The organism is Streptomyces sp. NBC_01433 (assembly GCF_026340105.1).
Lineage (GTDB): Bacteria > Actinomycetota > Actinomycetes > Streptomycetales > Streptomycetaceae > Streptomyces.
This window is the reverse complement of record NZ_JAPEPM010000001.1, coordinates 2,106,873-2,127,744: the sequence shown is the minus strand read 5'-3', so window position 1 is coordinate 2,127,744 and position 20,872 is coordinate 2,106,873. Positions and strand designations below refer to the sequence as shown.

The following is a 20,872-nucleotide window of genomic DNA, read 5'->3' as shown; positions in this document are numbered from 1 at the left end:
GCGCGGGGTTCTGGTGGGTTCAGGCGGTGCGCGGTCGTCTGCAGAGCTCGGTGAACTGCTCAGCGGCGAGGTCGAGCAGATCGACCAGGGGGTACTCGGGGAGACCGGCGGCCTCGGCCAGGACGTCGTCGATGCGCGGGTCGAGGGTGCTGACGGCATCCAGTCCGGCGGCGCGGGCGACAACCAGTCGCAGCTCGGCCTCCAGCCAGGCCCAGTGCTCGGGCGCGGGCTTGGGGGCGCCGTCGGCGACTGCGTCCTTGAAACGGCTCAGGTAGCGGCCGCCGGCGGACAGGATGTCGGGCAGCGGGATGTCGTCGCCGACCATCCACCGGCCGTGTTCCAGCAGAGTGAGGATGGCGCACCGCAGCACGGTCATGTCGTCGCGCTCGGGGGCGGTGCAGATCGGGCAGGAGCCGTCGCCACAGGTCCAGGCGGAAACGGTCGAACGGGGCATAGTGGAGGGCCTTTCATCGGTGGGAAGTTAGAGCGGGCGGCAGGGTTCAGTGGGGGTGGGCGGTGCGGACGGAGTCCTGGTGGCTGGCCTTGACGGCGTTGACGACGCTTTGCGCCAGGTCGGTGCCGACCTGGTGGCCGTCAGCGCGCACGGTTGCCTTGAGGGAGTCACGCGAGAGGCGCCCGGTCTTCCGGTAGATGTCCTCGGCGTATTCGACGAGGACCTTCCAGGGCAGGTCGGGCTTGCGACCCGGTCGTTTCGGGTCTGACTCTCTGCCGCCCGGATCGCCGTTCGAGGTCTTGCCCGCATTCGGCTCCGGACTGGCGTCCTGCGGGAGTTGCGGGCGGTTGGCGGATTCCGGTCGGACCGCCCGGTGCGCGTCACTACCGCCCGGATCCGGCACGGCCGCTGGACGTGTGGGCTGTGCCCTCTTCGAGACGGCACGGCGGGGCTGGGGGACTCGGGCTCCGGGTGTCTCCCAGCGCTCGGGCAGAGAGAGCGCGGCCAGTCGCGTGGCCTGCTGCCGGGTACCGAGCTTGCGCAGCAGCAGTTCGTCCTGGTGGGGATCGCTGTCGACGCCGGCCCGCTCCAGCGCCTCATGCAGACGCCGAGTCGCACGCCGGTGACGCCACTTGGTGCGCTTCTTCTCGGGCATCGCCTCGATGCGCAGGATCAACGTGACAGCCCGGCTCAGTGCGCGCTCGCGGATCAGCCGTGCAGCATCGGCGTCCTGATCATGGATGCCCAGGCGCGCCAGGAGCCGCTCGCGTGCCTGCCGGCCGAGGATCGCGAGCAGGCTGCGGGAGGTGGCCTCGGGGGTGTGGTTGCGCAGATCGATGCCCATGGCCAGGTGCCAGAGGACCGCGGCCATGACCGGACTGATCAGCGCGCGGACCGTGCCGCCGACGGGCCCTGACTCGGCGTAGGCGGGGATGATCTGAGCTCCGGTGATCACCCACACGAGGACGCCAGGCGTGCCCGGCGCCTGCTTCGGGCCCTTCAGGTTCTGGCGCGCCATCAAGGCCATCGCGAACAGGGCCAGTTCAGCGGTGGCGAACATGAAGACACGCTCGACGGTGCTGGCGATGTCCAGGTAGTCGGCGGCGAACCGCCAACTGGTGTCCGCGCTGTAAGCGGTGCATGCGGCTGCCGAGACAGCGGCAACCCGTACCGCCCACGTGGACGGTCGCCGTCTGCCATCAGCACGGCGCCGGCCTCGCCAGCTCAGCCATCCGGCTAGCAGCCCGAGGAGCGCGACGGACATGGCGGTCAAGGCAGGCAGGGGGAGTGACATGCAGGTGGTCTCCAGGAGGCAGGTAGGGAGGCGTTCACGGTGGGGCGTACACGCGAGCCCCCTTCTAAAGGGGGGCTCGCGCGTGATCGCCTGGGCGTGTGAACGGCGTGCACGGTCGCGTGACCCTCTGACCTGTGGTTTTAGTTGCGAGCGTGTGCGCAGCGGACGGTTTTCGGGGTCGTGTACGCACAGGAGGTGCGTGTACGGCCGCGTGTACGGTCCGGGCCCCGGAACGGGGTGGTCAGGACACGGCGCCGATGTGACATGCGGAGGCGCGGTAGCGGGTCTGCTGGCCGCCACCGTTGCCGCCTGCGGCGCCTTCGGCCTTCGTGGCCAGTCCGGCCTTGACGAGCCGCTCCAAGTGGCGTCGTGCCTTCTCGACCTCGGCGCGGCCCGGCTCCGGCTCGCCGCAGAGCACCTCGGCCAGCTCCCGCACGGTCAGCCCGTTGCCCGCCGCACGCAGCAGCGTGACTGGGTCGAGCGCGGGGTCGACGGTGCTGGTGCCTCGCTCGTGGTCGTGGATGACCTGGAGCGGGCCGATCTCGCCGGTCGCGAGCTTGAGGTGGTGGATGGTGACAGCCAGGTCACCGGGCTTGCCATTGATGAACAGCACGCTGCCGGCGCCGGATGTGAGCCAGGTGGAGCCGTAGACCTGGTCCAGAGTGGGGCGTTGCGCCTTGGGTGCCTCAGCGCCGGACTTGCGCTGGTGGTGCAGTTCCAGGACCTCGATGCCGTTCTGGAGGGCTCGACCGCGGGCGTTGTTGTATGCGACCGCGAGGGCGTCGTCGACCATGGTGCTGACGGCGTCCTTGAGGCTGTCGATCACCAGGGTGTCGGCCCCGTGGGCGGCGGCCAGGTCGGTCAACAGATCAGGTTCCTTGTCGAGGGCGGCAGGCAGCGGGCCCTGCCACACAACGAGCCGTTCGCGCAGGGCAGCCTCGTGCTCGTCGCTGATCCCGCGAGCCAAGGTGCGGGCGATCTGCGTCGGCCGGTCGATGGCCAGATACAGAACCCGCTTGCCGGTCACCACAGGCATGCCGAGGACGGAGTCCCCCAGGCCGATACGCGCGAGCACGACTTGGTGAGCGAGGGTCGTCTTGCCGACGCCCGGCGGTCCCACGATCATCAGGCTCTCGCCGGATGCCCACGCGGTCTGCGCTGGAGTGCCCCAGATCGGATGTGTCTCGGCGGCCTTCGTGACGAAGTCCCAGCCGTTGGTGATGTAGCGCGACAGCCGCCCGGTGCCGGATGCCAGGGCACGCTCGCGCTCGGCGCGGACGTCGGCCTCAGCGGCACTGCGTATCTCGTCCGGATCGGCGCCGGGCTCGATGGCGCGCTGAACCAGACGGAAGCCAGTTGCCTGCAGGCGACGCAGGTCAGCCTTCCGCCGAACGATTCCCGCGTAGTATGCGGCGCTGCCGACCGGTCCTGCGATACCAGCGAGCTGGTGCAGATAGGAGGCCCCACCGATACGGGTGAGGTCCCCGGTGCCGGCAAGGTACTCGGTCAGAGCGATGGGGTCCGTGGGCGCATCCGACGAACGCAGAGCCAGCAGCGCACGCCAGACCGTCTCGTGCGTGGGCCGGTAGAAGTCGGCGGCGTCCAGGATGCCGCGTACCTCGTCGACCTCGCTGGTCTTGAACATGCAGGCGCCCAGAGCGGCACGCTCAGCGTCCACGGCGTGGGGAGGCTCGCCACCGATACCGAAGGGGCCGGTGGCCTCGTCGGTCTGGTGATCGGATGGATTCTCTTGTCGCGGGGCCCTATTCTGGGCCATAGAGCTCCTCACATCGGCAGGCCATATGGGGCGGCAACCCCGGCCGGGCTGGTTGAATCGTTCAGGGATGGGCGGTCGTGCGTTGGAGCTTTCGCTTGGGGCCCTCGGTGTTCGCACCGGGGGCCGTTCGCTTTTCATGGGCCACGTTCACCCGCGTCCGGCGGCGGACGACGAACCATACCCACAGGGCTTCGGGAACGCAACGAGTTGCATTCGACTCCGCAATGATGTTCACTCTTGACCCTGGCCGCAGTAGCCCCTGCTGCACCGAAGGGAGGCGGGAGATGAGTACCAAAGACGACGCGGCACGCGCCGGGCCCGAACGGCCTGTGCCCGAGGACTACGTCGCCGAGCGCATCAAGCAAGAGCGCGAGGCCCGAGGCTGGAGCACGGTCGCCCTGGCCGAGAAGATGGCCGAGGTCGGCCATTCACTCAATCAGGCCGCGATCTGGCGCATCGAGAGCGGGAAGCCACGGCGTCGGGTCAACCTCGACGAGGCACTCGGCTTCTGCAAGGTCTTCGGCCTCACCATGGACGAGCTGACCGCGCCGCCTTTGAAGCACGCCGACCTGGTCATCCGCGGGATCGTTCGCGAGTGCATCGAGAACAAGGCTGCGCTCGCGCGGGCGAAGAGCGATGTGGAGTTCCTGGAGCGCCAGATCGACCGCCTCGAGTTCGAGCTGAAGCACTTCGCCAGCTACGGCGACGAGCAGAAGGCCGAACTCGAACAGCTGATACGACTCGAAGAAGAGGCGTGGAAGCGCCAGCACCCCTGAATCACTGCGGGCCGTGAAGACAGGTGCGCGTCGGCTGGCCCGAGACGCCTGACCTCCGCGAGACACCCCTCGGTGCTGCGAACGCCGAGAAGCGTGCCCCCACGCCCCACCAGTACCGCCCATCCCTGATCATCACCACCGGCCTGGTCTACGAGGGTTGCCGCCCCGTGACCGTGTGCGCCGGAGGAGGAGCACACCCTTGCCCCAGCACTCCCTGCCCATTTCCCTGATCGCCCAGGCCCTCGGCGTGGATGAGCACGCGCTGCAGGCGCTCATGGCTCAGCGCGACAACGCCCAGGGTGACTCCACCCTCGTCGGCCTCACCGTCGCCGAGGCCGCACGCCGGCTCGGCGTCGGCCGCACCAAGCTGTACGAGTACATCTCCTCCGGAGAGATCGCCTCCGTGAAGATCGGCCGACTTCGCCGCATCCCCACCGAAGCAGTCGGTGAGTTCCTCGCCAGGCGTATGCGGCCCGGAGCCGGGCGTCCGAAGGCCGCCGACTTCGGCACTGCAGCCTGACGGGGGCGTACATGGCACAGCCCCGAGAAGCTCAGAAGTCCCGTCAGCCCAACGGCGCCTCGTCCATATTCCAAGGCAAGGACGGCCGCTGGCACGGTTACGTGACCGTTGGGGTCAAGGACAACGGCAAGCCCGACCGCCGGCACGTCGGCCGCAAGAGCCGCACCGAGGTCACCAAGGCCGTACGCGAGGTGGAGAAGCAGCGCGATTCCACAGGTGTCCGCAAGGCGGGTCAGACCTGGACGGTCGAGACCTGGCTGACCCACTGGGTGGAGAACATCGCCGCGCCCAACGTCGCCGAGAACACCATCGACGGCTACCGCGTGGCGGTCTACCACCACCTCATACCCGGCCTGGGCGCCCACCGCCTGGAGAAGCTGGAGCCCGAGCACCTGGAGCGCCTCTATCGGAAGATGCAGGCGAACGGCAGCGCCGCCGGCACCGCCCACCAGACGCACCGCACGCTCAAGACGGCCCTCAACGAGGCCGTACGCCGCCGCCACCTCACCATCAACCCGGCCTCCGTCGCCAAGGCCCCCAAGGTCGACGAGGAAGAGGTCGAGCCGTACACCCTGGAGGAGGTCCAGAGCCTCCTCGCCGAGGCGGTGAAAGTGCGCAACACCGCCCGCTGGGTCATCGCCCTCGCGCTCGGTCTGCGCCAGGGCGAGGTCCTCGGCCTCAAGTGGGACGACGTCGACTTCGAGGTGGGCGTGCTCCTCGTACGCCGAGGCCGCTTGCGGCCCCGCTACCAGCACGGCTGCGGCGACAAATGTGGCCGCAAGCCCGGCTATTGCCGGCAGAAGATCAACGTCCGGCGCGAGACGAAGGACACCAAGACGCGCGCGGGTAAGCGCGCGATCGGCGTTCCCGAGGAGCTGCTGACCCTGCTGCGACAGCACAAGGAGCGGCAGGACCGAGAGCGCGCCCTCGCCCGCGATCTGTGGGTGGAAAAGGGGTACGTGTTCACCTCGCCGACCGGCGAGCCGCTCAACCCCAACACCGACTTCCACAGGTGGAAGGACCTGCTGGAGGCGGCGGGCGTCCGTGACGGACGCCTGCACGACGCCCGTCACACCGCGGCGACCGTGCTGCTGATCCTCGGTGTCCCCGAAGCGGTCGTCGACCGCATCATGGGCTGGGAGCCCGGCAAGTCCGCCCGGATGCGCCGCCGCTACCAGCACCTCACCGGCCAGGTGCTTCAGCAGACGGCGGCAAAGGTCGGCGGCCTTCTGTGGGGAAAGACGCCACCTGAACTTCAACCGGCACCTGGGCGCCCGGTGCCTGGCCCGAGCCAGAACCCCGTGTCGGCGGATTCGACGGTGTACGTGGCTCTCCTGGGCGAACGTCGCATCCCGTTCCTGCACCGCGAGCACGCGGAGGCGGTGGCCTCGCAGTGGGCCCCCGACCATCCCGGCCATCCGGCGGAGGTTGAGGAATGGGGCCGAGAGAAGTGGGAGGACGAGGGCCTCGGTGGCACGCGAGCGATCCGCGACAGTGTGCCCGACCGCCAGCTCGTCCATCACGCCCACGCTGTGTACCTGCCCGGCGGCGACCGGCTCAACATCGGCCGCGATGAGCAATGGTCCGTGGTGGCCTGGGAGTTCGAGACCGACATCTACACGGACCTGTCCGTCCGCTGGCACACCAGCCGCCGCCCCGGCCAGGAGGTCGAAACTCAGGTCCGCGGCACGGACCAGGAAGCTGTCGCTGCCGCGTTCGTGGAGGCATGCGCACAGGCTGTGGACCGTGCGAAGAATCCCGGAAAGTACGGCGATCCTTCTCACTGAGGGCTGCCTATGGATCCCCATGAACATGGGGATCCATAGGCAGTTGAGGAGTCTCGCTATGTGCCGACACCGGGCTGGCGTGATTCAGCCAGTCCCCTCGGCCTGCTACTGACCGAAGCCCTTCAGGAACTCCCAAGACCCTTGCGCATCCTCGACCTCCTGCTCTCCGACGAGGAGGTACTTCCAGGTGATGTCGACATCAGGTGAGGAATTCGCGGTGTTGGCCCACCTGCGGGCTGCTCGGCGTTTGGCGACTACCTCCGCGGAGTCCATGTCCTTGTCGGCCTTTGTCTCCACCAGCCAACCGACACGCTGTCCATCAACCTCTTCGAGGACGACGAAGTCGGGGTTGTACTTCCTACCCTCCGATGTCCAAGTGATGGGCACATCGTTGATGTGTAGACGTGCCCACACCGTAACGTTCATGCCGCTGTCGATCGCGTTGGCCGCCTTGAACTCCGGCGCGGTGTCGAACCAGGCGTGGCTGTAAAGATTCTTGCTCCAGCCGTTGAATGAGATCGTCTTGTCAAACGAACCGTCGGCGTGGCCGGCCATCTTGCGCTTGCGCGTCACGCGAGTCTTGCTCAGCGCGACGAGCTGTACGTCATCGGCGTAGGAGACCTGGGCCTGATTGGCATCTCGGAGCGTTCTTGCAACCTCGGTGGCGAGACGCTGACCGCACCGTTCGACGAAGGCGGAGAGGTGCTCAGTCGCCTTTTCGCCCATTGCCGCGATGAGCCTGTCAACGATCCGCTCAGCAGCTCCAACCTCAAGTTGGCGGTTCGGAACACCCTTGACGCGCATGACTCGCTGGACCAGAGAGTTTTTCGTGTCCGAGAGAGGCATGACGAACGGCAGCGCGGAGGTCACCACGTCAGCGGCTGTCTCGGTGCCCACTATGACCTTGCGGCCATCATGACTGGCGACGATCTTGGTCCGCTTCAGCTCGTCAGAATAGTCAGCGGTGAGGGTGCGGCCAAGCCGCTCGAACGGGGTGTAGTCAGTGATGTCGTTCAGGCTGACTGAAACGAACTGAGGCACCGAGATCAGCCGCGGGATCAAGATGGGATCCCGATCGGGCAGCGGGTCGTACTGTGTGGCAGCGGAAGTGTTCTTCGCGGCCTCTGCCGCCCCACGTGTGCGGGTCTCCACGTCCACAACGCCGGGCGTATTGGCGGCGGCTTGCGAGAGGGTATGTGCACTGGTTACCGAGGTAGAAGCCTTCGCGGCGCCCTGCCCACTGCCTCCGCCGCCGCCAGACTCTGCGGGGTCGCTGTCACCGGGGAGACCGATGACGTCCGAATCACTCTCGACCGTCTTCTGGCGGACCACCGAGCTACCGTCAGCCAGTCGCCGAACTTCGGCGAAGGTGCCGTAATCGATGAACGCCTCGTTGAGGACCTTCCGCTTCTCGAGCAGTTCGCCGTACTTCTCGTGCGCCAAGACTTCGAGGGTGTCGAGGATCTCGACGTTCGTGTAAGCGCCGAACGGAAGGCGCATACCGCGACCGAGAGTCTGCTCGGTCATGACTTCCGAGACCGACGCCCTCATGGACGCAATCACGTAGACGTTCTTGACGTCCCAGCCTTCCTTCAGCATGCCGACGCTGATGATGATGCGGATCGGCGAGTCCGGGTCCTCGACAGCCTGGAGATCGGCCAGCGCCTTCTCCTTGGCATCGCCGGTCAGCTTCGAGTGGATCAAGAGCGTCTTCCCGACCCACGCGCCGCCATCGAAGGAGGCCGTATCGAGGACGTCCTGGAACTCTTCGGCTTCTTCGATGTTCCGGGCGATGACCAACATCACCGGGTTAACCCGAGACAGGCCGTTCTCGTCGCAATGGGCATCGGCAGCCTGGCCCTTGTAGCGCAGCAGATTGACACCGTCGAGCAGCTTTGTCCCGACGTCAGAGCGGTCGTCTCGACGAGCCACCATCACAGGGGTCTTGACGAGCCGGTCGGCAATCGCGGCTGCCAGGGGGTAGCGGAACGCGACAAGAGACTCGTCTGCTCTCACAGGTGTGGCGGTCATGCCAACTACCAGCTGGGGCTTCAGTTCCCGGATGGTTCGGGAAAACGCCGGCCCTCGGTAGCAATGATGTTCGTCCGCCAGGATCACGAGGTCATCGAGCTGCGCGAGGTAGTCGAAGAAGGACGTACCCAGATTCTCCAGGGGGAGATGCGTAGCGCGACCTTCACCCGTGGCAGACGTCAGCGCCTGAACAGTGAAGATGTAGAGCTTCGTGATCGTCGGGTCGTCGATTGCGGTCCTAGTGGCCGGTGTATTGAAGTTGTCGGCCGTAATGACGTAGGGGTCGGATCGAAGCATGCGCCGTAGCGACTTCGGGTTGCCCGCAGTGAAATTGAGAACCGACTTGTCGCGGATCGTCCTACCAGGTGCGAGCAGAAGGAAGTTTCGCGCCGGCGTCTCGGCCCCAGCCAGGTACTCCATCAGGCCGGCCATGACATAGGTCTTTCCGACGCCGGTGGCCGAATCGACGATGCACTCGTACGGCTCGGTCTTCTCTTGCACGTCGTAGTGGTCGGAGGTGCGGAGCAACACTGACTCGATCGCCTTGCGGTTCGGCTCACGCAGGGTGAGACGGTGGGCGACCTGGTCCAGGAGGTCAGGCTGGAACTGCAAAACGCCCATCAGGCGCTCTCCCTTTCGGTTGCGACGGCAGCGACAGCGGGCTCCGTGGAATCGTCCGCGTCTCGGGACGACGGCATGGAACGACCCGCGCCGAACGGCGACTTGCGGGCCGACTTGCGACGGTAGTTGTCGAGGACCTTATCGGGGATCAGTTCGAGTCGAGAGCCGTTGCGGGCCTCCTTCAGGGCCTCGGCCGCGTCGTCTTGGATCTGGGTCGCCCACACCTCGACCACCTCGTCTTCAGCCAGCCTGTCGACGACGGAAGCGATAGTGCCCGCGCCGACCATGCCGTCGATGACGACGTACCTGACGCGGCCCTGCTTGCCGGCGAAGATCCCGTCCGGCTCGTAGGGAACGGACAGCTGGGCGCACATGACTTCGGCCAGGGCGCCCTGGGTCGCCCAGTCGGCCAGGAGGACCATCCCGGCCATTTCGACGAACATGGACTCGCCGACCTGGAGATGAGTGAAGCCTCCGCCTCCGTGCCAGTTGTCCGTTGTGACGGTCTTGGTCTTGGTGGCTGTCTTGAGGGCCTTGATCGTGGGGGCGTCGAGATCCCTGTCGACGGTCTTGGTCACCTTGGTGAGGAGCCGGTTGAATTCCTGGGCCTCCTCTGGGGTCATCCCGTTCGGTAGGCCGCGCTCGTCGTCCTCGTCTTCATCGACGGCTGAGATTCGCTCGGTGATGGTGGTGATGCCCCCAGGGTCCTGTCCATTGACGACCTTGGTCAGTCGGGGCAGTGTGTATCGGGCCACGGTCTCGGGCAGCAGCTCGCTGGTGATCCAGCGACGCCCCATCTTGTGGGCGACGGCCGCTGTGGTACCCGATCCGCCGAAGCAGTCCAGGACGATGTCGCCGGGATTCGATGCGATGTGGATGACGCGGGCCAGAAGGCGTTCTGGTTTCGGCGTCGCAAACGGATGCTCGTCGGGGAAGAGAGCCTTGATCTCGATCTTCCCGCGAAGGCTCCCTCCGACCTCGCTTCCCAACCAGAGCGTCTCGGGTACCCGGCCGTTGTCTTCCAGGTGCTTCTTGCGCTGAATCCGTTCCCGGAGCCCGAGCATGACGATGTCGGGCCAGTGTCCGGCGTCGTAGCGGGCCTGAGCGTGCTTGGCTGCCTCGTCGACGGACACCGACAGCATGATCGCTGGCACACCGGCCTTGACCTTCTCCGGTGTCGTCCCGCAGATGCGTGCGCGTTCCGTTTCGTCGCCGATGTCACGCAGTTCGTATGGTGCGTACTCCGACATCTGTTCCAGCATCCACGACTGAGCCTTGCCCCAGCATCGGCCCGCAGTTGGATACATCAGGCCCCCCGTGACAGGGTGCTGGATCGCGTAGACCATCGGATGGTTCGTTGCCGCCTTGCCTGCGGTCGCATCCCCGTCGCGCCACGGCACAGGGTCCCCGTCACGCTGCTGGTATCGGCTCGTGTTCGAGGCAGCCAGCCTGGGCATCCTGTTCGGGATCCAGGACTCGGACTTTCGGTAGACCAGGATCGTGTCCTGCGAGGTTGACAGCAGTCTGGTGTCGTTTCGAGGTGAGTCTGCCTTCTGCCAGGCGACCTCGGCGACGAAGTTGTTTTCCCCAAGCTCCTCGTCGAGGACGACGCGGCACCGGTGCGACTCCATGTGGTCGAGGTGCACCCACACAGACGCTTCTTCCGCGAGCAGCGGCCTGATCTGACGGATCCGGTCCCGAAGGAGGGTGAGCCAGATCGAGTGCGTGATGTTGTCCTCGTACTGCGTGAATGCCTGACCGGTGTTGAAGGGTGGGTCGATGTAGACCAGCTTCACCTTGCCGGCGTACTTCTCGGAGTACGCCGGGATCTTGGCGAGCGCGTCCAGCGCGTGCATCGCGTCGCCGGTGATCAGGAGGTTGTCGGTGGTCGGCGGCGGTAGTTCCTCCGGCCGGCTGGCGGGCGTTGGCGCCTCGACTCGGTCGCTCTCGTGGAGGAGGCGGACCTCGGAGACCCGGTAGTCCGCTGGGTCGACGAACGTGTAGTCGTACCTACCGTCCCCGGTCGACAGAAGCGTCTTGTCCTTGTCGGTCCAGGTCAGTTCGAGACGGCCCTGGTGTCGGGGCGTCGAGTTCGAGGCCATGCAGCAGTCCCTTGCGATGTGGAGATGACGTGGTCCATATTGTCGGAGTCCCGGCGTCTGCGATGGTGAACCACGACTGACCAGGTGCTATGCGCTTGACTGCGCCGGGACGGCTCAGGCAAGCGCTGATTTTCAAGAGGGGGCATGCCTGCCGGGGTGGGAGCGCAGCGCGGAGGCGCCGCGCCCCTCGCGGTTCACCGGACCTGATGGGCACATCAGGTCCGATCCCTCCCCTCCCAGCAATCCCGGAACCAGGTCAGTGTCGCGAACAGGCGCTCTCTGTTTCCGGCGTCTTCCAGCACAGACAGGCGGAAGCTGGGGCGCAGGTCCAGCTTGCCTTCCGGGAGCGAGACGCCCTCCATTCCGTTCAGCCAGTTCAGCAGCTCGGCGCGCAAAGCGCGGTCGGTGAAGGGCTCGCGGTTCGCCAGATAGAGGAACACGACCTCCGCCGTGCCGCCACGTCCGCCGCCGGGGTAGAGCGTCAGTGGCCAGATGCCCTTGCCCGGTGCCCCTGCCTGTCCCAACATCAGGAATGCACTGGTCATGACCTCGTCGGCGCCATATCCGATCCACCCACCGAGCTTCTCCCAATGGGCGAGGACATCTCGGATGGCGGAGACGGTTGTAGGGGTGTCGTCCACTGCGAGTTGGTGAAGGAACCGTGCGGCCCGAGTCCCTTCACCCTGCTGCTCTGGATAGGGCGCCGAAGCCGTCTCCGTAGATTGGCCCTCGGTGCTGTCAACAAGCAGGGCGAGATCGTCCACGCTGAGGCGCTGCGCTGGATCAGCTGCTCCGGCGGCCGTGAAGTGGATACCGTCGGCGCCCAGCCGGGCACGCACGTCGCCGCCGTCCGATCCGGTCCAACGGAAACCATCTGCGATCTTCCCATCAGCGTTCAGCACCCGGTAGGCGTTGACCACGCCATCGGTGTTGGCCAGGTGGACGCCCACGGCCTGCGCCCCCGAGCCGATGAACGCGGCAAGGTCTCCGTAGGACGTCCAGGTGCCGTGTGGAAGGGCGGCTAGTACCTGATGGGCGAGACGCCAGTCCCGACTGCGCTCGGCGCGTCCAACGCCGCTCAGAGGGGCGGGCCACATGCGTATCGCCCGGTCGGCGAGATCGTTGGCCCGCGCCAGGATCTCCTTGGCGCCCCAGCGTTCGGTGGCGGCGATGCGCCGGTTCATCTCCAGGTGGCTGCCTTCGAGTAGCCCTTGCTTGCGCTCGAAGGGGTGGTTCGACAGCTCCGAGTTCACGCCGGTCAGCGTCAGGTTGCCGAGTGTGTGCTGCAGCCGGGAATGTAGATCTTCCGTACTCTCGCCCTGCGTTGCGTCATCGTCCAACATGCGCATCCACTCGTCGCCGGGCGACTGTGGCATCACGTGCTCGATGGTCAGCTGCGCCGATGCGAAGTCGACCGGCTCGGGGTGGTCGTAGCTCTCCTCCATCCGCTGGAGCACCAGCCTGCGCTGGTTCGGCCGTCCGTACTGGTAGAACGGCGCGGTACGGATCTTGTCGCGCAATTCTTCGTCGTCGGGCCAGAACCGGTTCTCGGCGGAGAGGAGTTGGTGCAGCCCGTCGGCCACGCCCACGTCCTGCGGAAGCTGTGCGGGCACGGACTGGAAGATTCTGTTGAGGTTGTTTGTCGGCACCCGGCAGATCGTCCGCCGCACCAGAAAGCTCTCGATGTACGACATGGCACGGGCTGCCTCGGAGGCGTCAGCATCTCCCCGATCCCGCCGGTCGAGTACCAGCATGAGTGCGGGATAGGTCACCACGGCCTGCCAGTCGTTCAACCGCTTCAGGTGGCCGCGGACCAGTGAGTCTGGCTCCTCCTCCGGGCTGATCATCTTCCGGAAGTGAGCACTGCGGCGGTGCAGCTCCTTGATGTACGCCTCGATCTCCGCCTCAGTCTGCGCTCCGCTCACCGCTTGGCGCTCGAAGCGCTGTTGCTGCGCGGTGTACAGGTCCTGGCGCCGGACCCGGTCGTCTCCGTCGAGGACCAACTGCAGCCACATGAGCTGTTCGAGCTCGTCGTTGCTCAGGCTGCTCTGCAGTGGCAGCCAGTGAGTCTCGTACACCTGCTCGCCACGGGCTGGCATGCGCATGAACAGGTAGTTGCGCAGCAGGTCGGCCTGGCTGAGCTTCAGACCGGTGTTGTTGAGGGACTCGAAGATGCGGTGCACATTGTCGCCGCGCTCTGCGGTCACGGTGACCAGCGTAAGTCTGGAGGTGATGGCCTGCTCGATACGCAGCACATCCTGCTGGGCTGCAGGGTCGTCCGTCTCCACGAGTTCCACGAGTTTGCGACGGAAGAACCGGTAGGCCCCGGCGACCCTGTCTCCCGATGCCTGCTCCGACTGCACTCCATGCACGTGCGCGGCGTACTGTGGCCGGTCCGCCTGGGTCGGCAGCAGGCGAAGGCGGTCCCCACCCTTCTTGCGCTTGTTGATGAGGTATTCCTCGTCGATGCGCTCTGCCTCGTCCGGCTGCGTGCCGGCGACGTGGTCACGGATTGCGGCCAGCGCGAGGGAGAGAGTGGTCAGCCGCTGCTGACCGTCGACGACGAGCCAGCGCGGGAACGTCGCCTCGTTCTGGGGGGAGGGCGCAAGCACGACAGAGCCGAGGAAGTGCGTGCTCGTGGTCTCATCCGTATCCACCAGCTCGGCCTGGTCCAGGATGTCGCCCCACAGCTGAGCGAGCTGCTTCTCCGTCCAGGAGTACGTCCGCTGGTAGAGCGGGACCTGGAACTGCTGGGCTCGCCCCTGAACCAGGTCGGCGAAGTGTGATTCCTCAGCCCGCATGTGGTGTCCGTCCTCCGTCGTCTCGGCCGTTCGGCTCCTGGGAAACGACGATATGGCTGAGCACTGACAAACGCGTCGTTTTCGCTGATCGCCCTCGGCGCTGGTCCCTCGACCAAGCCGAATGGCACTTGAGGGACCTACGGCGGTTGAGGGTGCGAGGCAGGCAACTGCAACCAAAACTGCAACCACGAACGTCGAAGGGCCCCACCGCAAGCAGTGGGGCCCTTCGACGTATTGCCCGGTGAGAGCAATGGCGGAGGATACGAGATTCGAACTCGTGAGGGGTTGCCCCCAACACGCTTTCCAAGCGTGCGCCCTAGGCCACTAGGCGAATCCTCCGCAGCAAACAATACAAGACGTTGAGGAGTGCTCGCGAACCTGTTCCCGCGGAGATCGTCCGGGGCGGTCCCGGAGCCGGGTGGTGGGGCCGGGCGGGTGGACCGGAGGGGGTGGGGATCCGCTAAGGTGGGCGTCAGCCCCTCACGTGGCGCTATCTGACTGAACTCCCCCAGGGCCGGAAGGCAGCAAGGGTAGGTTGGCTCTGGCGGGTGCGTGGGGGGTGCTTGCGTGTCCGGGGGCTTTGTCCGGGCCGGGCAAAAGCCGCGCGGGGCCGGTTGTCGGTCCGTCCCGATAACCTCGTAGGTGTGTCGTCCCTTGCGCTGTACCGCCGCTATCGCCCCGAGTCGTTCGCCGAGGTCATCGGTCAGGAGCATGTCACTGACCCGCTGCAGCAGGCCCTGCGTAACAACCGGGTCAATCACGCGTACCTGTTCAGCGGGCCGCGCGGCTGTGGAAAGACGACCAGCGCGCGCATCCTCGCCCGCTGCCTGAACTGCGAACAGGGGCCGACGCCGACTCCGTGCGGCCAGTGCCAGTCCTGTCAGGACCTCGCGCGCAACGGTCCGGGTTCGATCGATGTGATCGAGATCGACGCCGCTTCGCACGGTGGCGTGGACGACGCCCGTGATCTGCGCGAGAAGGCGTTCTTCGGGCCCGCCTCCAGTCGTTACAAGATCTACATCATCGACGAGGCGCACATGGTCACCCCGGCGGGGTTCAACGCCCTGCTGAAGGTGGTCGAGGAGCCGCCGGAGCATCTGAAGTTCATCTTCGCGACCACCGAGCCCGAGAAGGTCATCGGCACGATCCGGTCGCGTACGCACCACTACCCGTTCCGGCTGGTCCCGCCGGGCACGCTGCGCGGGTATCTCGCCGAGGTGTGCGCCAAGGAGAACAGCGCAGTCGAGGACGGGGTGCTGCCGCTGGTCGTGCGCGCCGGCGCGGGGTCCGTGCGTGACTCGATGTCCGTCATGGACCAGTTGCTGGCCGGCGCGGGCGACGACGGTGTGACATACGCCATGGCGACCTCGCTGCTCGGATACACGGACGGGTCCCTGCTCGACTCCGTCGTGGACGCCTTCGCGGCGGGCGACGGGGCCGCCGCCTTCGAGGTCGTGGACCGGGTGATCGAGGGCGGCAACGACCCGCGTCGCTTCGTCGCCGACCTGCTGGAGCGGCTGCGCGACCTGGTGATCCTGGCCGCCGTGCCCGACGCCGGGGACAAGGGCCTCATCGACGCCCCCGCCGACGTGGTCGAGCGCATGCGGGCCCAGGCGTCCGTCTTCGGCGCCGCCGAGCTGAGCCGCGCCGCCGACCTGGTCAACGAGGGGCTCACCGAGATGCGCGGGGCGACCTCCCCGCGCCTCCAGGTGGAGCTGATCTGCGCCCGCGTACTGCTGCCCGCCGCCTTCGACGACGAGCGTTCGCTCCAGGCCAGGCTGGACCGGCTGGAGCGCGGCGCGGCGTCCTTCGCGGCCCCCGCAGCGGGTCCGGCCATGGGGTACGTACCGGGACCCGAGGCGCAGGCCCACGCCCCCGGCGCACCGCACGCCCCGGCCGGACAGCCCGGTGGCGGGCCTGCCGCCGCCCGCGCTGCGGCACGGGGTGACGCGCCCATGGCCCCGGCGCCCGCAGCTCCGGCGCCCGCGCCGTTCGCACCCCCCGTCGCGGCCGAGCCCCCGGCTCCCGCCGCACCGCCGGTCCAGCAGCCCCCGGCTCAGGCACCCGCGCCCGCCCAGCGCCCCGGATCGTGGCCCGCCACCGCCCCCGCGGAACAGGGGCGCCGCCCCGGGGGCTGGCCGACCGCCTCCGCGCCCGGCAGCACGCCGCCCCCGCAGCCCGCCGCCCCGGCACCCGCCCAGGCGCCCGCGCCCGCCGCTCCGGCCCCCTCGGCGCCCGCGCCGAGCCAGGGCATGGTGCAGGGCGCCGCCCAGGTCCGGAACATGTGGCCGGACATCCTGGAGGCGGTGAAGAACCGCCGCCGGTTCACCTGGATCCTGCTCAGCCAGAACGCCCAGGTCACCGGCTTCGACGGGACCACCCTGCAGATCGGTTTCCTCAATGCGGGCGCCCGTGACAACTTCGCGAGCAGCGGCAGCGAGGAAGTGCTGAAACAGGCGCTCTCCGAGCACTTCAACGCCCAGTGGCGGGTCGAGGCCATCGTCGATTCCTCGGGCGGCGCGGGGCTGCCCCCGGACACCGGAGACGGACGGCCCGCGGCCTCTTCGTACCAGCCCGCGCCCGCCGCCCCGCAGTCGTACGAGTCCCGGCCGGCCCCTGCCCAGCAGCAGCCCCCGCAGTCCCAGTCCTCGCAGTCGTCGTCCGCACCGGCCCCGCAGCCGCCCCAGCGCTCCCAGGGGCCCGGCGCGGAGCACGCGTCGTCCGGTTCCTTCGGGTCGGAGCCCCCGCGGTCGGTGGCCCCGGAGGACGACACCCCGGAGGCCGACGATCCGGATCTCGTCGACTCGGCGCTCTCCGGACACGACCTGATCGTCCGCGAACTGGGCGCCACGGTCGTGGAGGAGTTCACCAACGAGCAGTGAGCCCGGTGCGTACGGAGACGTCGGGCGTACGAGGTGAGGCGCCCCTCGTGCCAAGGCGTCGTGCGTACGAGGTGAGGCCGTGCGCACGGAGCTGTCGTGCGTCCACGGATCGGCGGCCGTCGAGCCCCCCGGCCCCCGGCGGTTAGGCTGCACCCCGTGAAGGTCCTCGTCATCGGCGGCGGCGCCCGCGAACACGCCCTGTGCCGCTCTCTCTCCCTCGACCCCGACGTCACCGCTCTGTACTGCGCCCCCGGCAACGCCGGCATCGCAGAGGTGGCCGAACTGCGCCCGGTCGACGCGCTCGACGGCGACGCCGTCGCGCGCCTCGCCACCGAACTGGGCGCCGAGCTGGTGGTCGTCGGCCCGGAGGCGCCCCTTGTCGCGGGGGTCGCCGACGTCGTGCGCGCGGCCGGTATCCCCTGCTTCGGCCCCTCCGCCGAGGCGGCCCGGCTCGAAGGCTCCAAGGCGTTCGCCAAGGACGTCATGGCCGGGGCGGGCGTTCCGACCGCCCGCAGTTACGTCTGCACCACCCCGGCCGAGATCGATGTGGCCCTCGACGCCTTCGGCGCCCCGTACGTCGTCAAGGACGACGGTCTCGCGGCGGGCAAGGGCGTCGTCGTCACCGACGACGTCGAGGCGGCCCGCGCCCACGCGCTGGCCTGCGACCGCGTGGTCATCGAGGAGTTCCTCGACGGCCCCGAGGTGAGCCTCTTCGCGATCACCGACGGCACCACCGTGCTGCCGCTCCAGCCCGCCCAGGACTTCAAGCGCGCCCTGGACGGCGACGAGGGCCCGAACACCGGCGGCATGGGCGCCTACTCCCCGCTCCCGTGGGCCGACCCCAAGCTGGTCGACGAGGTCATGGAGACCGTTCTCCAGCCGACCGTCGACGAACTCCGCCGCCGCGGCACGCCCTTCTCCGGGCTGCTCTACGCGGGCCTCGCGATCACCTCGCGCGGCGTACGGGTCATCGAGTTCAACGCCCGCTTCGGCGACCCCGAGACCCAGGTGGTCCTGGCCCGTCTGAAGACCCCGCTGGCCGGTGTCCTGCTCGGCTCGGCCAACGGCACGCTCGACCTCGTCCCGCCGCTGAACTGGCGCGACGAGGCCGCGGTCACCGTGGTCATCGCCTCGCACAACTACCCGGACACCCCGCGCACCGGCGACCCGATCGACGGGCTCGCGGATGTCGCGGCGCAGGATGCCCCGCACGCGTACGTCCTGCACGCCGGGACCAGGACGGACGGCGACGCGATCGTGAGCGCGGGCGGCCGGGTGCTCTCCGTGACCGCGACCGGCAAGGACCTCGCCAAGGCCCGTGAGCGCGCCTACACCGCGCTGGGCAGGATCCGCCTGGACGGCTCGCAGCACCGCACGGACATCGCGCGGAAGGCCGCCGAGGACTGACCACGCCCGGTACCCCCGTGAGCTGCGCGCCCTGTGTGCGCCGGTGCGTGCGGCGCGTATGAGCCGCGCGCACCGGGAGACACCTGCCTCATAAGCGCCGACACGTCAGCAGCTTTACCCAAAGCCATTCCATCGAGTGACGACTGCGCCATCCGGATGACGCCCGCCGGGGCCCCAACTAGGGTGCGGCGCAAGCGTTCCGGCACTTGGCCCACCGGCATTGCGATGTCAGTGACGGGTGCCACAGTGGGGGAGTGAGCAACACCGTCGCGGGGGCAGAGGGGGTGACTTCCGGCCGTGTCCGGTACCGATGTGGGTGAGGAGCTGGGGGCGCGGGCCGCGCGGGCCCGTGCACTCGCCCTGCTGCGTATCCGCAGCAGGGCACTCGCCGTGGCGATCCTGCCGGCGGCCGTGGCCGTCGTGCTGTTCGCCGCGGGTGCGCAGGGCCATGCCGGCGGCGCGGGCTGGGACGCGGCGCGCTGGGCCGTGACCGGTGTGGCGGTCCTGGTGCTGGTGCTCGCCGCCGCGGTCGCCGTGGCCGTCGTACGGGCGAGGCCCGCGGTCAGCCCGACCATCGCCGTGACGGAGGAAGCCGCCCCCGACCTCTATCGGCTGGTCCGGGATCTGGCCGACCGGCTCGATGTCCCGGCGCCCTCCGCCATAGCGCTGACCCCGGACTGCGACAGTTGGCTGGAGGACCGCACACACCCCTCCGCCCAGCCGAAGCAGGGCTCGAAGCCGGGGTCGAAGCAGGGCTCGAAGCCGAAGCGGTCGGTCCGGGACTTCGCGGCCGAGCGGCGCCGTCGTCGTCGGGTGCCGGCCGCCCCCGTCCTGGTCATCGGCTCGCCCTTCCTGTGGTGGATGCGGGTCGCTGAACTGCGCGCCGTGCTCGCCCCGGTCGTCGCGGGCACGGCCCCGTCCGCGCACCCCGACATAGCCGCCGCCCGCCGTTTCGTACGTGGTCTGGACGCCGCGGTCGCCGACGCGGCCGTGACCGGAGCGGGTCCCGTGCGCGGGATTCCGCGCGCCTTCGTCGGCTGGATCGCCCGACTGCTGCTGCGCGGTTGCCGCGGCCACGCGGCCGAGATGGAGCGCTGTGTCGCCGCCGCCGCCTCGATGCGCGCACAGACTGTGGATTACGGGCTGCGCATCGTCGCCCAGGAGCAGGTCGGCCTCGCCTACGCGGGCTGGGACCGGCTGCTGACCCGGGTCGCGCTCCCCGCCTGGCGGATGGGGCGCTGGCCCTCCCGGCTGGACGCGGGCGTCGTCTCCGCGCTCACCGAGCTCTCCCGGCGCGACCGGCTGGCCGAGGGGTTCACCTCCCGGCTCGGCGAGCGGCCCGCCTGCGACCTCCTCGAAGAGCCCGGTACGGCCGACGAGGCGGCCTCGCTGCTGGCCGCCCGGCTCTTCCACGGCGGTCCCGCCGAGAGCGGCCCCGACTGGTCGCCGGTCGACTGGCAGCAGTATCCGGAGGAGGTCGTCGACCGCAAGTGGCGCACGGAGGCCGCCCGGCTGCACCGCGTTCTCGACTCCATGGGCGTGCCCCCGGTGTCGTCGGCCGATCCAGGGGTGCCCACCCTGGCCCGGGTCATGCAGCATCTCGCCGGGCCGGACGGTGCCGGTGAGGAGCTCGCGGCCGGGATCAGCGCCGAGGTGGCCCGCGAGGAGGCCGGGGCCCCGAAATTCGCGAACGGCGCCTCGGCGCAGCGCGCGTCGGGCGGCGGTGGCCCGGACCCCCTCGACCTCTGGGGCCCCGACCCGCTTCCGCTCTTCCCGCTCCAGCCGCCCCGTACGGGCACGGAACTGCTCGCCGACCATGTCGCGGCGATGGTCTGCTGCGCGGCCGTGGACACGGCCGGGGCGGCGCCGGGCCTCGACTGGCTGGACGGCCCCGCCCTGCTGGTCGACGGTGAACGCCGGGCGGACCTGGTCACCCCCGTCCTCACACTCGTGGAGGACGGCGACGCGGAGCCTCTGCGGTCCTGGCTCACGGGTCTGGGCGTGCGCTGCGACAAGCCGGTACGCCTGGTCTGAGCGTGGGCACCAGCACCAGCACCAGCACCAGCACCAGCACCAGCACCAGCGTGAGCGGGTGCCCGGCGGTCGGTACCGGACCCCGGTCGTACGAGGGGCCTGCACCGGGCCCGCGCCGGGTCCGCCGAGTTGTGCGCGGGCAGCCGTACACGCGGGCCGCGCGCCCCATGCCCGTACGCCCCCATGCCCGTACGAAGGTCCCGCCCCGGCCGTCCGCGAGCCCACCCAACGGTGCCCCGTCGCCCGCCGAAACCCGCCCTTCCGGCCCCACCCCGACCACCCGGTAGACGAATCACCGCGGCCTCAATAACCGGAAGAACAGGTTCCGTTCACGCCAATTCGCGACGAACGGTGACGGACCGCATGCGTTATGTGATGTGCTGGGG

General features: G+C 68.6%; 12 protein-coding genes, 1 tRNA gene and 1 other RNA gene. 7 read left to right on the top strand and 7 right to left on the bottom strand.

What is annotated here, in order from left to right:
• Window positions 1-19: 19 nt before the first annotated feature.
• The 3 genes from OG413_RS09610 to OG413_RS09600 form a co-directional block, all read right to left on the bottom strand.
• Window positions 20-454 carry a hypothetical protein gene (locus OG413_RS09610; protein ID WP_266804272.1) on the bottom strand — a complete coding sequence of 145 codons (435 nt, stop codon included), beginning with the start codon at window positions 452-454 and terminating at the stop codon, window positions 20-22.
• 46 nt (window positions 455-500) lie between these two features.
• Complete coding sequence (locus OG413_RS09605) at window positions 501-1,718, bottom strand: hypothetical protein (RefSeq protein ID WP_323137830.1); 1,218 nt, start codon at window positions 1,716-1,718, stop codon at window positions 501-503.
• A gap of 271 nt (window positions 1,719-1,989) precedes the next feature.
• Window positions 1,990-3,525 carry a DnaB-like helicase N-terminal domain-containing protein gene (locus OG413_RS09600; RefSeq protein ID WP_266804268.1) on the bottom strand — a complete coding sequence of 512 codons (1,536 nt, stop codon included), beginning with the start codon at window positions 3,523-3,525 and terminating at the stop codon, window positions 1,990-1,992.
• A gap of 284 nt (window positions 3,526-3,809) precedes the next feature.
• Here OG413_RS09600 and OG413_RS09595 point away from each other — a divergent pair, with 284 nt between their 5' ends.
• The 3 genes from OG413_RS09595 to OG413_RS09585 all read left to right on the top strand — a co-directional run bounded on the left by OG413_RS09595 (window position 3,810) and on the right by OG413_RS09585 (window position 6,608).
• A complete protein-coding gene (locus tag OG413_RS09595) occupies window positions 3,810-4,301 on the top strand; it encodes a helix-turn-helix transcriptional regulator (protein ID WP_266804266.1) in 492 nt (163 codons plus the stop codon).
• Between the two features lie 199 nt (window positions 4,302-4,500).
• Window positions 4,501-4,821: a helix-turn-helix domain-containing protein gene (locus tag OG413_RS09590; protein ID WP_266804264.1), complete on the top strand. Its 321-nt coding sequence runs from the start codon at window positions 4,501-4,503 to the stop codon at window positions 4,819-4,821.
• Between the two features lie 11 nt (window positions 4,822-4,832).
• On the top strand, window positions 4,833-6,608 hold the full coding sequence (locus tag OG413_RS09585; protein ID WP_266804262.1) for a tyrosine-type recombinase/integrase: 1,776 nt from the start codon (window positions 4,833-4,835) through the stop codon (window positions 6,606-6,608).
• Window positions 6,609-6,713: 105 nt separating this feature from the next.
• Here the strand turns inward: OG413_RS09585 and OG413_RS09580 are convergent, their stop codons facing one another.
• From OG413_RS09580 to OG413_RS09565, 4 genes are all read right to left on the bottom strand, one after another.
• On the bottom strand, window positions 6,714-9,260 hold the full coding sequence (locus OG413_RS09580) for a DEAD/DEAH box helicase family protein (protein ID WP_266804260.1): 2,547 nt from the start codon (window positions 9,258-9,260) through the stop codon (window positions 6,714-6,716).
• Window positions 9,260-11,362 carry a site-specific DNA-methyltransferase gene (locus tag OG413_RS09575; protein WP_266804258.1) on the bottom strand — a complete coding sequence of 701 codons (2,103 nt, stop codon included), beginning with the start codon at window positions 11,360-11,362 and terminating at the stop codon, window positions 9,260-9,262. Before OG413_RS09575 ends, OG413_RS09580 begins: the two co-directional genes overlap by 1 nt.
• A gap of 215 nt (window positions 11,363-11,577) precedes the next feature.
• Window positions 11,578-14,163, bottom strand: a complete 2,586-nt coding sequence (locus OG413_RS09570; protein WP_266804256.1) for a DUF262 domain-containing protein — start codon at window positions 14,161-14,163, stop codon at window positions 11,578-11,580.
• A gap of 251 nt (window positions 14,164-14,414) precedes the next feature.
• Window positions 14,415-14,502 (bottom strand) — tRNA-Ser (locus tag OG413_RS09565).
• A gap of 132 nt (window positions 14,503-14,634) precedes the next feature.
• On the opposite strand from OG413_RS09565, the gene ffs reads away from it, so the two are divergent.
• The 4 genes from ffs (at window position 14,635) to OG413_RS09545 (ending at window position 20,486) form a co-directional block, all read left to right on the top strand.
• An RNA gene (gene ffs, locus OG413_RS09560) (signal recognition particle sRNA small type) lies at window positions 14,635-14,733 on the top strand.
• Between the two features lie 74 nt (window positions 14,734-14,807).
• Window positions 14,808-17,045 (top strand): DNA polymerase III subunit gamma and tau, encoded by a 2,238-nt coding sequence (locus OG413_RS09555; RefSeq protein ID WP_266804254.1) that lies wholly within the window; start codon window positions 14,808-14,810, stop codon window positions 17,043-17,045.
• Window positions 17,046-17,201: 156 nt separating this feature from the next.
• A complete protein-coding gene (gene purD / locus OG413_RS09550) occupies window positions 17,202-18,452 on the top strand; it encodes a phosphoribosylamine--glycine ligase (RefSeq protein WP_266804252.1) in 1,251 nt (416 codons plus the stop codon).
• 297 nt (window positions 18,453-18,749) lie between these two features.
• Window positions 18,750-20,486 (top strand): hypothetical protein, encoded by a 1,737-nt coding sequence (locus OG413_RS09545; protein WP_266804250.1) that lies wholly within the window; start codon window positions 18,750-18,752, stop codon window positions 20,484-20,486.
• Window positions 20,487-20,872: the final 386 nt, after the last annotated feature.